At 55.7% G+C, this 17,968-nt stretch carries 20 protein-coding genes and 1 riboswitch; of the genes, 5 read left to right on the top strand and 15 right to left on the bottom strand.

What is annotated here, in order from left to right; translation table 11 throughout:
* Window positions 1-6: 6 nt before the first annotated feature.
* The 3 genes from ACOYW2_RS05685 (at window position 7) to ACOYW2_RS05675 (ending at window position 3,449) form a co-directional block, all read left to right on the top strand.
* Window positions 7-207, top strand: coding sequence for a hypothetical protein (locus ACOYW2_RS05685; protein WP_482422071.1), 201 nt, complete (start codon window positions 7-9; stop codon window positions 205-207).
* A gap of 70 nt (window positions 208-277) precedes the next feature.
* Window positions 278-595 (top strand): alpha/beta fold hydrolase, encoded by a 318-nt coding sequence (locus tag ACOYW2_RS05680; protein WP_482769712.1) that lies wholly within the window; start codon window positions 278-280, stop codon window positions 593-595.
* A gap of 472 nt (window positions 596-1,067) precedes the next feature.
* Window positions 1,068-3,449 carry a PAS domain-containing sensor histidine kinase gene (locus ACOYW2_RS05675; RefSeq protein ID WP_482769711.1) on the top strand — a complete coding sequence of 794 codons (2,382 nt, stop codon included), beginning with the start codon at window positions 1,068-1,070 and terminating at the stop codon, window positions 3,447-3,449.
* Between the two features lie 184 nt (window positions 3,450-3,633).
* On the opposite strand, the gene ACOYW2_RS05670 is transcribed toward ACOYW2_RS05675, so the two are convergent.
* From ACOYW2_RS05670 to ACOYW2_RS05635, 8 genes are all read right to left on the bottom strand, one after another.
* Window positions 3,634-3,876, bottom strand: a complete 243-nt coding sequence (locus ACOYW2_RS05670; protein WP_482422068.1) for a DUF5320 domain-containing protein — start codon at window positions 3,874-3,876, stop codon at window positions 3,634-3,636.
* Complete coding sequence (locus ACOYW2_RS05665) at window positions 3,863-4,267, bottom strand: NifB/NifX family molybdenum-iron cluster-binding protein (protein ID WP_482422067.1); 405 nt, start codon at window positions 4,265-4,267, stop codon at window positions 3,863-3,865. Before ACOYW2_RS05665 ends, ACOYW2_RS05670 begins: the two co-directional genes overlap by 14 nt.
* Before the next feature lie 256 nt (window positions 4,268-4,523).
* The gene (locus ACOYW2_RS05660; RefSeq protein ID WP_482769710.1) at window positions 4,524-5,864 is read right to left on the bottom strand and encodes a sigma-54 interaction domain-containing protein; all 1,341 of its coding nucleotides are present in this window, start codon (window positions 5,862-5,864) and stop codon (window positions 4,524-4,526) included.
* A 256-nt stretch (window positions 5,865-6,120) separates the two neighbouring features.
* Window positions 6,121-7,194 carry an FG-GAP repeat domain-containing protein gene (locus ACOYW2_RS05655; RefSeq protein WP_482769709.1) on the bottom strand — a complete coding sequence of 358 codons (1,074 nt, stop codon included), beginning with the start codon at window positions 7,192-7,194 and terminating at the stop codon, window positions 6,121-6,123.
* A gap of 266 nt (window positions 7,195-7,460) precedes the next feature.
* A riboswitch (cyclic di-GMP riboswitch) is annotated at window positions 7,461-7,540 on the bottom strand.
* A gap of 215 nt (window positions 7,541-7,755) precedes the next feature.
* The gene (locus ACOYW2_RS05650; RefSeq protein ID WP_482417091.1) at window positions 7,756-8,394 is read right to left on the bottom strand and encodes an HAD-IB family phosphatase; all 639 of its coding nucleotides are present in this window, start codon (window positions 8,392-8,394) and stop codon (window positions 7,756-7,758) included.
* Window positions 8,395-8,525: 131 nt separating this feature from the next.
* Complete coding sequence (locus ACOYW2_RS05645) at window positions 8,526-9,047, bottom strand: cereblon family protein (protein WP_482769708.1); 522 nt, start codon at window positions 9,045-9,047, stop codon at window positions 8,526-8,528.
* 67 nt (window positions 9,048-9,114) lie between these two features.
* Window positions 9,115-9,888, bottom strand: a complete 774-nt coding sequence (ttcA, locus tag ACOYW2_RS05640; protein WP_482769707.1) for a tRNA 2-thiocytidine(32) synthetase TtcA — start codon at window positions 9,886-9,888, stop codon at window positions 9,115-9,117.
* Window positions 9,881-10,591, bottom strand: coding sequence for a histidine phosphatase family protein (locus tag ACOYW2_RS05635; protein WP_482769706.1), 711 nt, complete (start codon window positions 10,589-10,591; stop codon window positions 9,881-9,883). The genes ttcA and ACOYW2_RS05635 overlap by 8 nt, the downstream gene beginning before the upstream one ends.
* Before the next feature lie 608 nt (window positions 10,592-11,199).
* Here ACOYW2_RS05635 and ACOYW2_RS05630 point away from each other — a divergent pair.
* Both ACOYW2_RS05630 and ACOYW2_RS05625 read left to right on the top strand, forming a co-directional pair.
* Window positions 11,200-11,526, top strand: a complete 327-nt coding sequence (locus ACOYW2_RS05630; RefSeq protein WP_482769705.1) for a hypothetical protein — start codon at window positions 11,200-11,202, stop codon at window positions 11,524-11,526.
* Between the two features lie 89 nt (window positions 11,527-11,615).
* Window positions 11,616-11,900, top strand: coding sequence for an integration host factor subunit alpha (locus ACOYW2_RS05625; RefSeq protein WP_482417096.1), 285 nt, complete (start codon window positions 11,616-11,618; stop codon window positions 11,898-11,900).
* A gap of 179 nt (window positions 11,901-12,079) precedes the next feature.
* Here the strand turns inward: ACOYW2_RS05625 and ACOYW2_RS05620 are convergent, their stop codons facing one another.
* The 7 genes from ACOYW2_RS05620 to ACOYW2_RS05590 all read right to left on the bottom strand — a co-directional run bounded on the left by ACOYW2_RS05620 (window position 12,080) and on the right by ACOYW2_RS05590 (window position 17,942).
* Entirely contained in the window at window positions 12,080-13,582 is a 1,503-nt protein-coding gene (locus ACOYW2_RS05620) for an ABC transporter ATP-binding protein (RefSeq protein ID WP_482769704.1), read from the bottom strand.
* Entirely contained in the window at window positions 13,579-13,836 is a 258-nt protein-coding gene (locus tag ACOYW2_RS05615) for a hypothetical protein (RefSeq protein WP_482422060.1), read from the bottom strand. The genes ACOYW2_RS05620 and ACOYW2_RS05615 overlap by 4 nt, the downstream gene beginning before the upstream one ends.
* A gap of 161 nt (window positions 13,837-13,997) precedes the next feature.
* Window positions 13,998-14,894, bottom strand: a complete 897-nt coding sequence (locus ACOYW2_RS05610) for an LpxI family protein (RefSeq protein ID WP_482769703.1) — start codon at window positions 14,892-14,894, stop codon at window positions 13,998-14,000.
* Between the two features lie 2 nt (window positions 14,895-14,896).
* Complete coding sequence (lpxA, locus tag ACOYW2_RS05605; RefSeq protein WP_180145922.1) at window positions 14,897-15,673, bottom strand: acyl-ACP--UDP-N-acetylglucosamine O-acyltransferase; 777 nt, start codon at window positions 15,671-15,673, stop codon at window positions 14,897-14,899.
* Between the two features lie 167 nt (window positions 15,674-15,840).
* Window positions 15,841-16,866: a UDP-3-O-(3-hydroxymyristoyl)glucosamine N-acyltransferase gene (gene lpxD / locus ACOYW2_RS05600; protein WP_482769702.1), complete on the bottom strand. Its 1,026-nt coding sequence runs from the start codon at window positions 16,864-16,866 to the stop codon at window positions 15,841-15,843.
* Window positions 16,867-16,955: 89 nt separating this feature from the next.
* Entirely contained in the window at window positions 16,956-17,366 is a 411-nt protein-coding gene (locus tag ACOYW2_RS05595; protein ID WP_482769701.1) for an OmpH/Skp family outer membrane protein, read from the bottom strand.
* Between the two features lie 60 nt (window positions 17,367-17,426).
* A complete protein-coding gene (locus ACOYW2_RS05590; RefSeq protein ID WP_482422056.1) occupies window positions 17,427-17,942 on the bottom strand; it encodes a BamA/TamA family outer membrane protein in 516 nt (171 codons plus the stop codon).
* Window positions 17,943-17,968: the final 26 nt, after the last annotated feature.

Here is a 17,968-nt window from a genome sequence, read left to right as displayed (position 1 = left end):
CGGCACGTGACCTTCCTTCAGAAGCACTTTGACCGCGTACACCTTGCTGGGTGGTGCCAGGGTGCACAATACGCAACCATCGCCGCCGCAAAGCTTACAAAAAAAACGGACAGCCTGATTCTTATGACACCGGGATTCTTCTGGAACGAGCGGTTCCGTTCGGTGATTACCATTTCTGAAAATGTGATGATGGACATGATTTTTTAAAATTTAACCTCAGCACCAAATCGGATGGTTCCGTAGCTTTCCCATCCCTATGGAGCCTGCGGACTTCACCATGAATGAGTCGTGGCTTGATTATATTGAGGGCGACACACTCAAAACGACAAAAATCACACTTAAATCAGCCAACATTATGGATGAAATTCAAAACCTTGCAATTTCAGCAATTCAAGAAAACACATGCCCAACCATTGCCATACTCGCAAATCATGATCGAATTGTAGACAACAAGAAAATCGTTTCTGTCATAGGTAACCAGTTTGATACCAACACAAGCAACACACTCAAATTCATCGATACGGCTCATGCATTGCAATTTGAAAAGCCACAACAGGTAGCTCAATTTATCGATGAATTTCTAAACAAAATTTAGCCATAGAGAACCAACACCACCCACCTCCTGCAAAGGCGTTGTAATGCCTTTGCAGGAGAATAAAAAACAATTCATCTAATCTCTTGCATTGACTATTTCCACCACTGGTATACCCAATCCTCGGACATTATCAGTTTAATACCTGGGGAATTAATGTTTATCGGCATTGTTCATCAGAAGCCTCTCAAGCAAGAAATACTTGACGAGATGACGAAAGGCTCATAAATATAAAATTTACTGACCTGTAACAGAAGATAATATTAAGTTTCATACCACTTTTAATTCTTGAGTAATACCGATACAACATCAAATCTGGAACACACATCAACAGAGTCACAAAAAACGACAATGTTCTACTTCACTCAAGAATGTTTTTTTTATATGCGTATGGTAAGATAATAATTTCGAAGTTGATTTTCACGATATCTTCCACGACTATTTTTTTGAAACCAATGAACGGTCACGATAAGCCATGCTTGAAAAGCAAAAAAATAAAACGTACCAATTAACAGAGTCCATTTGCCCACACACCGGGCTGACAACATATACCTGCCCTGAATGGACCGACCTTATTTTCGGAGAAAGTTATTTATTTTCTTTAAAAATCATTGGGGATTGTATTTTATTCGTCAAAATAAACGGCTTTTCGACCCTCGACGTCGTTGCAGAATCGACGGACTTTACCAAAAGTATTATCCACGCTTATTTGCCCAAAGAAAAAGAGCTATTTTATATTGGTGACTTTACAGGCGTCACCGGAGTGACAAAAGAGGCCAGAAAATATTATATCAATTATTTAAACAACCTCAGACAACTCAAAACCTTTGTACTATGCTCTCCATCCCCCATAATGATGCTTGCAGCCAACCTTACGCGGCAGTTTAGAATCATCAAATTCGGCCTTACTGTTGAAAAAAACTATTCCGCTGCCGTAAAGCAAGCAGCATGGAGAGCACAAGCTTTTCATGGCACGGCAAATGTTAAAAAAAATACTATCGAAGATATTCGTTTAACTGAAAACCAAGAAAAAAAGCCTTATGGCCGGAAGATAAATCGCATAATTCAATCCACTTTCCCATTCTTTCAAAAAGCAAAAGAAGAATTTATTCCACTCAAACGCTTTACCCGAAAGACTTGGCAAGCCTCATTTCCAGAATACTCTGTTCAATACGAACTGATTAACGACAACATAATTCACAAAATTTCCAAAGGATATCTCAGCGCTGAATATGTGTTGCCTGTATACGAGCTGCAAGAAAAAATATTCAAAAGCTGCGGGCTCTCTGGGCACCCATATTACCTTGTAAATGACATCAAAGAACTCAAGGGGTCATCCCTGAAGGCAAGGAAAAAACACTCTCGCTTGTTTGCCGAGTGGATTGAGAAATACCCAGAGATATGTCAAGTGATTGTTTATGGTGCAAACCGGCTTTTGCGGGCAGGATTAAGTGTCGCAGTTTACAACAGTCCATTTTCGTTTGTGTTTGCCGATAGCTTCAATGAGGCAATGGAAACAATCCAGCAACATAAAGAAAATAAATCTTTCGCAACATCCGGTCTTTTTACGAAAAAAGTGGGCCGAAAAAACGCGGTTAAACACTATGCCGATGAGCTCAACGGTTTTTTAGGCAACATCAACTGGGAAGTCGAAGGCGGTAAAGAATTAACTGAGCCCAAGGACGATGAGCACCCTTTTAAAACGGTCTATGATGCCATCGCTTTAATCAAGTCGGACATTGATGAACTGTTCCGAGATCGGACCATGGCCCAGGTGGCACTGAGGGAGAGTGAAGAGATCGCGCGGGCCCTGCTCAACGCCACCAGCGACCTGGCCTTGCTTATCCAGTCCGACGGCACCATCATCTCCGTCAACAAGGCTTTTTCCGCATTTATGAAACAAAATCAAATCACGCTGAAAGGGGCCCGAATCGCTGACTTTTTCCCAGAAGCCATGGTTGACACAACCACCACCCATCTCAAAGGGGTACTCATGACAGGGGAACCGGCTCTTTTCGAGAGCCAGTTAAACGGGCTTTACTACCAGAACACCATCTACCCTGTGTTCAACTCCGAAAAAAAAGTGGATCGCCTGGCGCTCTATTCCAGGGACATTACCGGTTTAAAGTTGGCCCACGAGCAGATTCATTTGCTGACGCAAGAGCTCATCAAAGCCCAGGAAAACGAACGACGGCGCATCGCGCGGGACCTCCACGACAATGTAGCCCAAGACCTGGCGTCCCTTATCATCCGAAGCGACACCCTCTTTGAAAATCACAAGGACATCCCCTGGGATGTGAGAAAACGCAATAAAAAGTTCTCTGAAATCCTGAAGAATACCATTGCTTCCATACGGGACCTTGTCTATGACCTGCGGCCACCTGGCCTGACGGACATCGGCCTTGTGAAAACCATCGACCAGTACTGCGTCGAATTCAGCGGTAAAACGGGTATTGCGGTGGACCTCTACACCGCAGGCCTTGAGAGAATCAAGCTTGATACCGACACCAAGATCAACCTGTTCCGAATCATCCAGGAGGCCTTGAACAATGCCTCCAAACATGCAGAGGCCAGCATTATCAAGGTCCGTCTGCTCTGTTCCCACCCGGACATCATCCTCCGCATCGAAGACAACGGTCAGGGCTTTGACCCCGAGGTAAGGATGGTGTCTGCCCTGAAAGAAAAACGAATGGGCCTTAAAAGCATGGAGGAGCGGGTCAACCTCCTCAGCGGGACCCTGACCCTCCACTCCCGTGAGGGGTCGGGCACAAGAATCCTGGTAAAATGCCCGGCAGGTCTCACCATTGAAGAGGATGAGGACCTATTCGAAGAAAGCCCCAGGGAGCTCTCCCGATAAAAAAAAGCGGGAACGACCTTTGTGAAAAGCTCGTTCCCGTCTCTTGAAATTCGCGGGTGGATGCCCTCTTTCCGGGCAAGACCGGCCTTATGGCCCGACACTGCAGAGTTCACCGTTGCATCAGGCCGTTTTTTTTTGCCGATCTCACAGCCTCCGGGCAAAACCGTCCCGGTAGATTTCGTGCTTAAGACTCGTCGGAGGGGGTCTCCTTGGGTGGTGCCGGCATGGGGTTACGACCAAAGCCAGCTCCCATGCCACCTCTGCATCGCCCTCCTCCGCCGCCACCACGACCGCCTAAGCCGCGACCACCCCGGCCACCGCCTCGGCCACCCTGCTGAATTCCCTGATTGCTCCGTGCGCACGGGCCGGTTCCCCAGCCGGTTTGCGGTCCTTGTCCATTGGGTCCTGTTCCATCACCTCGAGGCATGGCGTCCTCCTTTACATTGATGTTGTCCTTTTCCGCGTCCATCCCTTCTCCGTCGCCTCCTTCCGCAACCCGGCATCCGAAAATGATCGGGTACTGTTCCGGTGTCAAGGCGCACTGCGAGAAGAGCATCCGCATCGCCTGCGAGAAAATCGTGGGTCACAATCCCCCCTGCCTCCAGCATCATCCGGATCGGCCGGGAAACAGCCCCGCAGATCAGCTCCGAGACCCCCGCCGTTACCAGCCAGTGGATCTTTCCCGCTGGATCCTCAGGGACCCTCTCCATGGTCCGGCGTACCACATGGTTCCCCTCCAGCTCAACGAGGAGCAGGGTGGTTCCCACATCAAACACCGGTGCTATCCGATTCTGCCATACGCAGAGAGCGATTATCATCGCAGACCTCCTTTCTTACCCGGAGAAAAATGCATAAACGATGCCAAAAGGTTTTCCCGTTCTCAATACATCGATATCATGCATCATAGTTTCAAAACCATCTTCACACAGGCCTGCGGCAACTGTCGCAACCTTGCATCACCCCCTGTTGCAACCGTCGCAAAGGTGCAACAGGCCATACAGGATAGGGCAAACCATGCCGTTCGCCCGTACCGAATGGTTGCCCTTTTTCCTTGTGACCACCGGCCCCATTTTTCTATGTCCGGTGTCCTGTTTTCCCATACCTTGCCAGTTTGCGGATGAGGGTGCTCCGATGAATGCCCAAGATCTTGGCGGCCGCCGTGCGATTCCCGTCGGTACGGGACAGAGCATCACGAATCATGCGAATCTCCGCAGCATCCCGGCCTGACACCAACCCTTCCTGTTTTTTCCCCGCCTTCTCAGGAGTCTCCATGGCGGCCTTCCGGCAATATTTCATTGGTGCACAGCCCGCGGCCCGCTCGATGCGGTTTTCAAGCTCCCGAACGTTTCCCGGCCAGTCGTGGGCCAGGAGCCGTTCCATGGCCACCGGGTGGATCCGCATCTCTTCGTGCCCGGCAAGTCGCCCGAACCGTCGGGCAAACCGGTCTGCCAGATCGGGGATATCCTCTTTGCGTTCGCGCAGAGGGGGCAGGTGAAATTGGATCCGAATGACATCCAGCCGCCACAACAGATCCTCTCGAAACAGCCCCCGTTGAACCAGGGATGACAGGTCCTGATGCGTCGCGGCAAGAAACCGCGCATCGGTGCTGTCGGTCCGCCCCGTCCCCAGGGGCTCGTAGGTTCGCTCCTGCAACAGCCGCAGCAGCCTCACCTGAAAGGCCGATGAGATGTCTCCGATCTCATCCAGAAAAAGGGTTCCTCCCCCGGCCTGGGCAATGCGGCCTTGCCGCTTGCGATCCGCACCGGTGAAAGCCCCCTTTTCATGCCCGAAAAGCTCGTTTTCAATGAGGGTATCGGGGAACGCCGCACAGTTCAGGGCAACAAAGGGCGCTGAAGCCCTGGGACCCGCCCCGTGAATGGCTCGGGCCAGCACCTCTTTGCCGGTACCGGACTCCCCGGTGATAAGAACCGTACTCCTGCTGGCCGCCACCTTGGGCAGTATGGCGAAAATCTGCTGCATCTTCGGGCTGCGGCTTGTGAGATCCCCGAATCGCCGCATGGCCTCCCGGATCCGATCCGTTCCCACGGACTCCCGAAGGTCCCGAAAGGTCTCGGCAGCCCCCAGGACCTTGCCATCGGCGTCTCTCAAAATGGCCGTGGAGAGTCGCACCGGAACCCGCTCCCCATCGGCATCCACAAACCAGGCCGGGATATCCAGAAGCGATTTGCCCTTTTCCATGGTCTGTCTCAACGGACAGGCCGACTGACAGAGGCTTGCACGCAACACCTCGCAACAGGGCCGCCCCAGCGCCTCCTCACGATCCACACCGGTAATGGCTTCGGCTGCGCGGTTGAAGCTGGTAATTCGCCAGGCTTCGTCCACGGTGAACACGCCGTCGGAAATACTCTCCAAAATGGCAGAGGTCATGGGATCTGTGGGGTGTGATGAATTCATGGTAACCTTATAAGGATAAAAAACAGTCCTTGGAAACTGAAACGTCGGCGCCGTGGGTAAAGGTCAGAGGCCGTGTGCCTCCGCTCCCGGCAGCAATTATGAGCATATACTCAAAATATACCCGCAATGCTCCCTTTGCAAGGGCATATGGTATGGAAAAGCCACCCTAATCCAGATACTTCATGGAAAAACGGTCAACCCAACTCACTAAGGAGATGTTGCTGTGAGTTATCTTTGGAAAAATGCCGGGCGCGATTCATTCCCGGGAATCTTCTCCGTTGCCCGCCCCTTGGGCTGCCTTGGGGTCCAGGGCCTTTGCAATGGCGCCCCCCAAGGTTTTGAGCGCCAGGAGTGCATCGGACAGATCCACGTCCTCCTGATGGGTCTGGGGCACAGCGCTTCCCACCTGGAGTGGCGGTGACTCGGGCTGAAGAGAGGGGTTCTCCAAAAAGGCCAGGCGACCCTGACTGCTTCCCACAACAATATCCATATCGGTGTCACCGTCCAAATCCAGGGCGGCAGGCATGGTGGCAATCCCCACGGACAACGCCGCAAAAGGACACCGGGATGGCTCCCTGAGCACAAAGGTCAGGGGACCGCCAGATGCCGTGGTATTTTCAATCCACCGGAGCCCCCCGCGGATCTCGCCGGACACCACGTCCAGATCGCCATCACCATCCACATCCAGAACAGCTGGACTGGAGTTGTCCCCCACATCAATGCCGAAGAAGGGATTCAGCCGTCCCATCATCTCTGCATAGACGGGCACCCCTTCCTCAACAAGCAGGTTCCGACAATAGCGAAACGTGCCGGACCGATCACCGAAGATCAGGTCCGCATCGCCGTCTCCGTCGAAATCACCGAAGGCTGGTGTGCCCTGCCATTCGGACGAAATGCCCGCAAAGGGGTTTTCTTCCTCGGGCACCATCTGGAAGTCGGGAGCCACAGGGCTCCCCTGATTTTTCAGGAAGACCATTCTGTTCAGGTAGACCGATGACACGCGGGTGTCCATGGGACGAAAATCAAACCAGACGGCATCGGTATCTCCGTCATTGTCGATATCGGCAAGGGCCACACAAGGGGTATCGCTTTCATAGGACATGGTGACGGCATCCAAAGGATTCGCGGAAACGCCTGAGGCTCCTCCCCCCATAGCGGCGCAGGCCAGGGCCGTCACCCGCTTTCCATACGCCCCCACATACAGCTCGGCCCACCCGTCTCCATTCAGGTCGGCGGCCGTTGGTGACAGGTTGCGCCCCAGATTACGGCTGCAGGAAGGGATAACCGTGTCGCTGAACCGGTCCCAGGAGATGGATGAAGCATCCGGCACCTCGCTTCCCGCAGCATTGGGCGCGCCAGCGCAAAACACAAAGAGGCAGGCCACCATCACCCATGATCTAGTCCAACACCCCATAGCCCGGGGTGTACTGGACCCCACGGGCACCCGACGACAACACTGCGAACTCATACGCATCCCCACGAAAAAAGAGACCACCGAAGGGAAACGGGCCCAAGCCCTCACCGGCCACGCCCCCCGTCCGTATAGACGAGAGCCATAAAAAAAGCCCATCCCATGGGATGAGCCGAAATTACCCGGGGGGCAACCCGGCTGTCTTGACCCACCAAGACCCGTGGCTTTCCGTCCCCGCCTCACGACGGGTTTGGCTTGTTTCCCTTTCCTGCACACAAACTGCCGTGGCCCGACGTACAAGCATCGGATTTAACGTGCATCACCCGGCAGTTACAACATATACCGCCCCCCGTGGATTCATCCTTAACACACCCCCGAGGAACGGACAATTTCTATTTCTACCACTCTATCCACTGCATGGCACGTCCGACAATGGCTGTCATTGACGGCAGATAGCCCAAACGGCCACAGGGCAGCAACTCACTTCGTGTTCCACACCGAGGCCAGGACCTCCCGAACAGCATGAAAATCCGTCCAGGGATGGAACGGAAGGCAATGGGCCTCCATGTGCTCGGCCAGCTGCCGTCGGGCAAAGACCCGATCAGCCGTTTTGGCCATGTTGTAATCGGTAATGCCGTCGCCGATGGCCACGGACTCATCAAAGGTATAGGCAGCCATGACATCGGCCTTGGCCAGAAGCTCTGTCTCGCCGGGGAAATCGCTGACAACCTTTAAAAATGACCCGTTGACCTCAAGGTCCGGGGCATAGACAGCCGCGACCTTGTGGGCCAGGTCCCCAAGTTTTCGAAGCACCAGCCCCTTGAGCCCGCCGGAGATAACCACAAAGGGCACCTCCCGCTCGGCAAGCCAGTCGATAAGCTCCTCCAGCCCGGGCCTCATGGGAACCGTCTCGCAATGATCCAGCATGGCCGGGTACTGCGAAGAGGGAATGGTCTCCAGGATCCTGGTGAGTCCCTCCCGAAGGGTGATGCTCCCGTCCATAACCCCGGGAAGCCATGTTTTCACCGCCTCGGGTGCAAAGGTTTTGCATACGCTCACAAACCCGTCTTGCTCGGTGATGGTGCCGTCAAAATCGCAAAAAACAATACGCTGTGCCAAAAACTGCCTCCCTGAAAATCTCTTTTTCGCCATAACACCAAATCGACGAACCCAATACTTCGCCCTTTAGCCCTTCACCTTTTGCCCTTTAGCCTTTTAACCCTTAGCCTTTAGCCATTTGGCCTTATTTTTCACCCTCTCGCCTCCCCACCCTCTTCTTCCCGGGTCAGGGCGGAAAGGATCAGGCCCGCAAAGGAACCGGTTTTGGACTCAAAGAGCCACCCCATGTGGGAACCGCATCCCCGGCAACCTGCAAGTCGCCACCGATACCCCGCAAACCAGGAGAATTCAGCGGACGAATCCGAGGAGAAGCTGCAACCCGGAGCCGAAGAAAAGCATCCGATCTCGTAATAGAGCCCATGGGGATTGGCAAAGCCGTGGGTATGGGATCCTCCCACCTCCATGCGATCGTTATCCCTCGTAATGGGAAACCCGCAGGAGGCGCAGACAATGACCACCCCGCCACCGGAGTGGCCCACCGCTTCGGTGGCGAGCCCCTTCTTGCGCGCGGGCTCCCAGGCCTTTCCGGTACGCCCTCCCTTTTTCCTCGGGCAATCCCTGGTTTCCATGGGAATAAAGCAACCTGTGCCCGCAGGGCAGGACAACGCCCGGGGAAACTCCCCGGCATGTGCAGGCGGATGTGTAGGCATCATGGCCATCGGCTCCTCATCGTTGGAGATACATGGGTTAACGGTCTACTTTACTCCGGACCGTTGCTGCTTAAAAGTCAAAAAGCGAGGTGTCCGCAAGATGGGAAGGGACCACGTGCCCCATCCCGTGAAAAATTTTCTCCACACGGCCGGGATGCTGTTTCCGCCACCCGGCAAGGATCTCTTTGATCTCGCGCCTTTTTTCGTTTTCACCTGCCCCGCACAGGTCCTTTGTCGCTGTTTCATACCCGGCAAGGCGCTGGTACCGGACGATATCCGCCTCAGCCACAAAGGCCATGGGCCGAATCACGGTCAAATCCCCTTTGCGTGTGACCAGCTTCGGAGGCATGCCCTTCATCATCCCCCCATAAAAAAGGTTGAGCAAAAGGGTCTCCACCATGTCGTCCATGTGATGGCCCAGAGCAAGGTGGGAAAATCCGTTGGATGCCGCGTGGGCATAAAGGGCCCCCCTCCTGAGCCGGGCGCAGAGGGCACACATTTTTTTGCCGTCCGGGCATTTCTCCTGAAGGGTCTTCCATATATTCTGGCGAATCACCTCAAAGGGAAGGTCCACCCCAGCCATGTGCCGGTGCAGAAACGATTCATCAAAGCCCGGGAACCCGTGATCAAGGAAGACCACGGCCATCTCAAAATGCTCTTTACACTGCCGTCGGTAAGAGACCATGAGATCCACCAAGGCCAGGGAATCCTTCCCGCCGGAGAGGCAGAGCATGACGCGGTCCCCTTCCCCCACCATGTGATATTCACGAACGGCCCTGGCCACCCGCCAGGCAAGGTGGCGCCGGAGTTTATCCCGCTGCTTTGGTTTCCTGTCCTCACCCATGAACCGCCGACATCTCCTTTACCGACCGAAGGGCCTCATCCACGGCAACGGGTTCCCGCTGGTGGTTGGCAGCCATAAGCCGCTCACCGTCGCGAAACAGCACCACCCCTTCCAGGTATCCCACCTTGCCCCAGGTTTCATGGGCCAGCTGCAGGGCATACTCTTTAACGGCGAACAGATTCCAGTCATGGGTCACGGCCACGGTCAGGCCCGGATCCCCTTCAGCAAGGCGCGCGTCCGCAAAGGAAAGCATGACGGAGGCGGCATGGTCTGCCGGCTCCATCACCTCAGTGGGAAACGCCCCGTCCATCCAGCGCCGGATAAACCCGGTGAGGTCGTATTCCAGAATCAGGCCCACGGTGCGCTCGAAATCCTTTACATAAAATGGAGAGAGGGCCTCTTCGAGGGTATTGAGGTTATCCGCCGTGCAGCCGCTTCCCCGTTGCAGGAGGTAGGCGGTTTCAATGCACCGGCCTATGTAACTGGAGCACGGGGTGACGGGCATCTCTGCCCCGAGGCCTTGCCCAAAGGCCAGGGATGCCTGTTTGCCCTCGTCCGTCAGCCCCATAAAAGGCTCCAACCTGGGGTCGTCGCTGTAATGGCGTGCCGAATGCCGCATCAACACCACCTGGTTTGTCACCCCTTCATCCCGGAGGCGGCGCACCACCTCAACCGTCGCCCGGCCAAGCTCCTCATTACCCATATTCACTCCCATACACATTGAAACACCATGATTGTCAACCGCCCTCCACCCATGGCAACCCCTTCCCGGGATGCCCCGGGACAAATCCTTTTCCGCCGAGCATATGAATTTTAGAGCAGGAAATCAATTGCCAAGGGGCGCCTTGTCCCCGGAAGGCTTTCGGTAAAAAGCTGTTCCCCCGCATGATTTTCATATTGCATACCAAAAGCCTTGATGGGGGACAAACCCCTTGACAGGCAACCCTCAAACGATATAACCACACGTGGGTATGGGAAATCGTGACAGTTGCATCCCCGGAAGGGAACCGCATCGTGCATGACAGAAACCATCGTCACACGTGGGTCTCCCGGTATCGGGACTTGAAGTCGAGAAGATCTTTTACACTCAATGCTTGACAAGGATAACATATCCGTATATCTAAAAAAACTTTGTGTAAGAACATCCGTCACGGAGGCACAAAATCCTTCTTTCAAGGGGCGACGGCATACATGATGTCGTAGCCCATCCGCGTTGCAACACACCATGCTGTTGCAATCGTGGAATTAAGGGAGGCCGAGCCGTGGATGTCCGAAACAGCCACACAGACCAAGGATATCGTCAGCTGAGCTATGAATTGTATCGACGCCATTGAAGGAACGGCCAAAAAGGTGATCTCCGATTTTTATGCCATGCATGAATCCGGAGAGATGGATGACACCGAGTTTGCACGGAGTACACGGGTTCTCATCGACGGAACCGGCGAGTTCGTGGTGGACAACTGTGAAATCACGCCCAATCCCGAGTTGCTGAAGACCGTTTTGTTCGAATACGCGCGGGATCTTTGGAAACGTTCCCTCAAAGCCAAGGAAGAGGACAGGTGCGCCTCCTCCGTGGACCAGGGATACGACGATTATTATTTTGACTATATTTTCAGACACGGCACCTACCCCGATTAGGGGACGCCGGGTCTAAAACTCACCATATGTATTATCAATGCCCGCAAGTGGGGCATTCAAAGCAGCAAAAATTTCAGGAGTATGTTGGTATGACACTTACAAAAAACGACATTGTGATGCGCGTAAGCGAGATGGGATTTTCAAAGCAGCGTTCCGTAGATATCATTGAGAGACTGCTGGCCATCATGAAAGACACCCTGGCCGTAGGCGAGGATGTCCTCATCTCCCGTTTCGGCAAGTTCTGCATCAAAACCAAGGGTGAGCGAAAGGGCCGCAACCCCGCCACCGGAGCCGAAATGATCTTACGGGATCGCAAGGTAGTGACCTTCAAGTGTTCCGGTAAACTCCGCGACAAAATCAACGGTGACGACTAACCTCAACCGCTGATCCCCAGATGCAAAAAAGGCGACCCTGAAAAGGGTCGCCTTTTTTAGTTTGCGCTGATTTTATAAAGACGGGTTTAATAAAAAAGCCGTGGTCGCACGTGGATTTCAATAGGTCTCGCCAGCGTACCGCCGGAGGCTCCCTTCGGGGCTGAGTAGATACGAGCGGTTCAGCTCTTTTCTCCGGCACGCCGCCTTGCAAACTGCATGGTATGGAGCCTGGCATACTCCCCGTCCCTTGCAAGCAACTCGTCGTGCTTGCCCTCTTCCACAATCTCCCCTTTGGAAACCACCACAATGCGGTCGGCGTGCTGGATGGTGGAGAGCCGGTGGGCAATAACAAAGGTGGTTCGTCCCTTCATAAGGTTCTCAAGGGCATCCTGCACCACCTTCTCTGCTTCTGTATCCAGGGCACTGGTGGCCTCGTCCAGCAGCAGGATGGGGGCATCCTTGAGCAGGGCCCGCGCAATGCAGAGGCGCTGTTTCTCTCCTCCGGAGAGACGGCTCCCAAGCTCACCGATGCGGGTATCAAAACCGTCGGGCAGGCTCATGATGAACCGATAGGCATAGGCCGCCTTGGATGCCGCCACGATGTCCTCCCAGGTGGCATCGCTGTTGCCGTAGGCGATGTTGTCCCGGATGGACTCGTTAAAGAGAATGGCGTCCTGGGTCACCATGGCGATGCGGCTGCGCAGAGAAGCCAGGGTCACGTTGCGGATATCGACGTCGTCAATGGCGATACGCCCTGACGTCACGTCGTAGAAGCGCGGAATAAGATTGATAAAGGTGGATTTCCCGCCCCCGCTCATCCCCACCAGGGCAATGACCTCTCCAGGGTCGGCGCTGAGGTTGATGCCCTTAAGCACCGGGTCTTCCCCATAGGAAAAGGTAACATCCTCAAAAGCCACCCGGTGGGAACTCGGTGAAAGCTCCACAGCCCCCGGACGATCCGTGATCTCCGGCTCCATCTCGATGATCTCAAACACCCTGTCCAGGGCGGCCAGCCCCTCCTGAACGGTGTTGTTGAGCTTGCTCAGTTTTTTCAAGGGTTCATAAAGCAGCATGACAGCCGTCAAAAAGGAGAGAAAGGTCCCGGTGGTGGAGGTGCCTTTAATCACACCGTGGCCGCCGTACCAGACCACCGCCGCGATCCCCAGACCACCGCAGACATCCGTCACGGGCGAGGAGAGGGCCTTGGCCTTCACCTTTTTCATCTCAAAACGGAACAAGTCCCAGGATTTTTTGTAAAATCGCTGCTTCTCGTACTCTTCCCGTCCGAAGGCCTTGATGATCTTGGCCCCGGCAAAGGTCTCGTGGAGAAAGGTGTTGAGTTCCCCCACCGACTGCTGGGTGCCGGTGCTCACCTTGCGGACCCGCCTGCCCAGCTTCACGATGGGATAAAAAGCCACCGGCACAACCACCAGGGCCACCAGGGCCAGTTTCCAGTCCCGGTAGATGATCACCCCGGTAAGGCCGATGATGGTAAACACATGCTCAATGGCGGCGGTCACCGAGGTGGAGACCATGGCCTGGATAAGGGTGACGTCGTTGGTGATGCGGCTCATGAGGACCCCGGTCCGCTCCTTCTGGAAAAAGGAGAGGGACAGGTCCTGGATGGTGCCGTAGAGTTCGTTCCGCAGGGTGGTGATGATGGTCTGCCCCACGTTGTTCATGAAGTACTCTTTGGCAAGGACATCCCGGCGCACCATCCAGGTAATACGAAGGTCACCACCTTGAGCATCACACCATTCTGGGCGATAAAGATATCATCCAGGATATTCTTGATCAGAAAGGCCAGGGCCGCGGTGGAGCCCGAGATCAAGGCCATGCAAACCATGGAGATCCCCAGCTTTGCCCAGCTGTTGCGGATAAGCCTCAGAATTTTGCGATGCCGTTCACCGGCGGTCAATTCCTGAAATAGTTTCATAGTGATAATGTATCTTACCTTAGGCCCGCCCCTTTCGGGCGAGCAGCACACCGCACGTCAACGAAACGGCATGGATGAATCAACAGAGAGGCTCACCCCGCCGGGAGTCACGGGGTGATCAATGACAGGGCTGCTTGGATGAGAAAAACCTTGGCGGTGCCTTACTTCCCACCGAGGACGGGACAGGACGACGGAGAGCCGTCCACCACCACAATGGTCATGTTGTTCTTATCGGCATAGGTCACCATGGCGTCGCGGTCGAATACCACGGCATGGCCCGCTTCCAGCACCAGCCCGGTAACCCCGGCCTCTTTCATGGTCTGAAGGGTATTCAGGCCCACGGCCGGTACGTCGAACCGCATGTCCTGGGTGGGCTTGCTCACCTTGACCAGAACCGCGTCGCCGGTTCCCAGGCTACCCCCCCGGCGAATGGTGGCGTCGGTGCCGTCGATGGCCTCCACGGCCAGCACCGAGCCGCCGCCCATGACGATGCACTGCCCCACATCGAGGCGGCCGATCTCCTTGGCGATATGCCAGCCCGTGCACATGTCCTTGGCCTGGGCATCGGTGGGGCGTTTCCGGGTCCAGAGTCCGGCGTCGGCCAGGATCTCCGGCACCAGAAAGGTGGACGAACGCACGGCCAGCCCCTCTTTTTCCAAGAGCCGGGCAAAGGCGCTCAGCAGGGTGTCATCGTTGGTATGGCGCATACGGGCGAGGAAGGCCAGGGCCTTGGTGTCCGGTCGGATATCCCGAAAGACGTTGGTCTTGGTGACGCCGCCCACAAGGACCACTTCCTCCACCCCATGGGCCCTGAAAAAGCGGATCAATTTTTTTACCTGACCGATGTGGATCCACTCGGTCTCCTCGCAGAGCCCTTCCACGTCGGCCAGTGCTTCGTTTTTAATCGCTGCGGCGTAAACCCGGTAGCCCTTCTCTTTTGCTGCGCGCGAAAACAGCAGGGGGAACTGGCCGTTGCCCGCAATGATCCCCACCTTCATGGCGTGATTCCTTTCCGGTGCCCGGTCAGCCGTGCCGGTGCCGTGTCTGCCGGGTGTCATCGTTAGCGGGTGATCCCTCGGCTGGAGTTCTGAATAAAATCGACGAAAGCCACGACCTCGGGAATCTGGTTCACCTCGGCCCGGACCCGCTCGATGCCCTCGTTAAGGGTCAGCCCGATGCGGAACAGGAGACGGTAGGTACGCTTCAGTTCGGTGATGGTGGCCTCGGAAAAGTCGCTTCGGCGCATGCCCACCTTGTTGAGCCCGTGGAGGGTGGCGCGGTCCCCGGCGGAAATCACATACGGGGGGATGTCTTTCACCACCACGGACTTGCCGCCGATATAAGCGTAATCCCCCACGCGGACAAACTGGTGGATGGCGGTGAACCCGCCGATGTTGGAAAAGTCCCCGAGCTCGCAGTGGCCTGCCAGGGTGGAGTTGTTGGCAAGGATCACCCGGCGCCCGGTCTTGCAGTCATGGGCCACGTGGCAATAGGCCATGAGAAAGTTCTCGGCCCCCACCTCGGTGATGCCGCCGCCCACGCCGGTGCCTCGGTTGATGGTAACAAATTCGCGGATCACGGTGCCCCGCCCTACCTTGAGGTGGGTGACCTCGCCTTTAAACTTCAGGTCCTGGGGAGCCGCTCCCACGGAGGCGTATTGGAAAATCCGGCAGTCCGGGCCAATGCTGGTGTGCTCGTCGATGACCACATGGGAGGCGATCTCGGTTCCGGCTCCAATGGAGGTGTTGCCCCTGACGATGGTGTAGGGACCGATGACGACATCGTCGTCAATCTCTGCCGTTGGGTCAATGATGGCTGTCGGGTGTATGTTTGTCATGGCACGTCCTTAATATATTGTGCACACCAAATCGGTGCAAATGCTCTCACAGTTCGTTTGATCGGTTCTAATATCACGGTACAAGGCACCGAAGGTCCCCACCAGTGTATACCTTACGCGGGAACCTCGCAACGGGAAGCAGCGAAGCCCCCCGTTTCCCTGGGCCTTTACTCGCCGGATTCAAGGCGGGAGACCCGCTTTTCGAGGCGGGAAACCGTGCGCTTGAGCTCGGGCAGTTTGGGCATGAGGCTGATGAGCCTCAACCACAGCTTGTGGGGCATGGCCGGTGTTCCGGAGACCACTTCGCCCTCGCCCAGGGACTTGACCACCCCGGCGTCGGGACCGACGATGGTGTTGTCGCCGATATGAATATGGCCGGAGATCCCCGCCTTGCCAGCCAGGATCACATGGTTGCCCACCGTGGTGCTGCCGGCAATGCCCACCTGGGCCACCAGGAGGGTGTCTTCCCCCACCTCCACATTGTGGGCCACATGGACCAGGTTATCGGTTTTTACCCCGCGCTTGATCCAGGTCCGCCCGGAGGTAGCCCGGTCAATGGCGTTCAGGGCCCCGATCTCCACGTCGTCGTCGATCTGGACAATGCCGGTGTGGGGAATTTTCCGGTAGCTTGTCCCTTCCGGGGCAAACCCGTACCCGTCGCTGCCGATGACGCTTCCGGAGTGAACCGTGATCCGATCCCCCAGAATGCAGTCGTGGCCGATGGTGACGTTTGATTTCAGGGTGACGCCGTCGCCGAGGCGGGCCCCCTCTTCCACGACCACCCCGGGAAAAATGCGGCACCCCGCACCCAGGGTGACGTTGTCGCAGATCACCGCGCCGGGACCGATCTCAACGGGTCCACCGAAGGTGACCTGCTCACCGATAAACGCCCGGGGGCTCACCTTGTGGGTTACGTCCCCTTTGGGAGAGAAAAACTCCATGACCTTAATGAAGGCCACCCGGGGGTTGTCCACCACAATGAGTGCCTTGTCGCTGTCGTCCCGGGCTTCGGGCACGAGCACCGTGCCGGCACCGGTCTCCGAGAGCCGTTTCAGGTAGCTTGCATCCCCTGCAAAGACAACCTGGTCTTCTTTTGCGTCTTCAAAAGGCGCCGGAGCCGTGACAACCCGGGAGCCGTCACCAATGATGGTTCCTCCCAGCATGTCGGCGATTTCTTGAACGGTCCGCTTCATCTTACCTCTTTTCGTATGCCTTATCGTACAGGCCGATGAGCCTGCTTGTCATGTCCATGGATTCGGGGGCGTAGAGCACCTCTTTTTTTTCAACAATCAGCAGGTAGCCCCCTTTGCGACCGAGCCGGTCGATGATCCCGGCCAGGTCCGATCCGGAACTCCGCCGCCTGCGGTTCGATATCTTCAAAAAGGCGGCTGTACTTCCTGTCCGCCGCCTTGAACTCGCCTAAAAGCGTCTCCAGCTCCTTGCGCTTTTCGCCCACCTCGCGGGTGGTGGCGGAAAGCTCAAGGTTCTCCAGTTCACCCTGCAGAACCCCGATGCGTTTTTTCAGGCGCCCGAGTTCCGCCGTGCGTTCTGCCTGTTTGGTTCGAAGGGCTTCGGCAGCCTCACGCCCTGCTTTGGACTCCTTGAGCACGCGCTGGAAATCCACCACGCCGATTTTTGCCACGTCCGCGGCCTGAACGTTTCCCCCCAGAAGAGCAAGGAAAGCCAATGCCATCAGGCATCTGGTCATGCATCGCATAATAACCCCCGTTTGATTCCGCAGTATGCTTTGGATCTAGAACGCCGTGCCCATGGTGAACTCCCAGCGTCCCGATCCTTCGTCGGGCTCGGGATCCACGATGTAGCCCCTTTCGAAGCGAATGGGACCGATGGGCGAGTACCAGCGAAAGCCAAAGCCGTAGGTGTGACGAAGGTCCGAGAGATCGATGTTTCCGTTCTCCTCGTACACGTTACCCGCATCGGTGAAGATCAGGGCCACCAGACCGTCCACCCCGAACAGGGGGGCGATAAGTTCGGCGTTGAACTGAACGTACTTTTCACCGCCGATGGTCTTGCCTTCATCGTCCTCCAGGTGCACATCCTCAAAGTCGAAGCCGCGCAGGGAGTTGATGCCCCCTAAGTAAAACTTCTTGTAGTCAGGAAGAAACCCGCCGCTGTTTTCATGGACAAGGCCCCCTTCACCATGGAGCATGCCGATGAGCTTCCAGGCAACGGGAAAGAACCAGCTGGACTCGGCCGTGTACTTGGAGTAGCTGATGTCGCCCCCCAACGGCCCACCGGTGTGCTCCACCCTGAGGGTGTGGTTGAAGCCCCGGG

It is taken from the genome of Desulfoluna sp. CLI2B, from assembly GCF_056847375.1.
The sequence above is the reverse complement of the archived record's forward strand: the minus strand, read 5'-3'. Positions and strand labels throughout refer to the sequence as shown.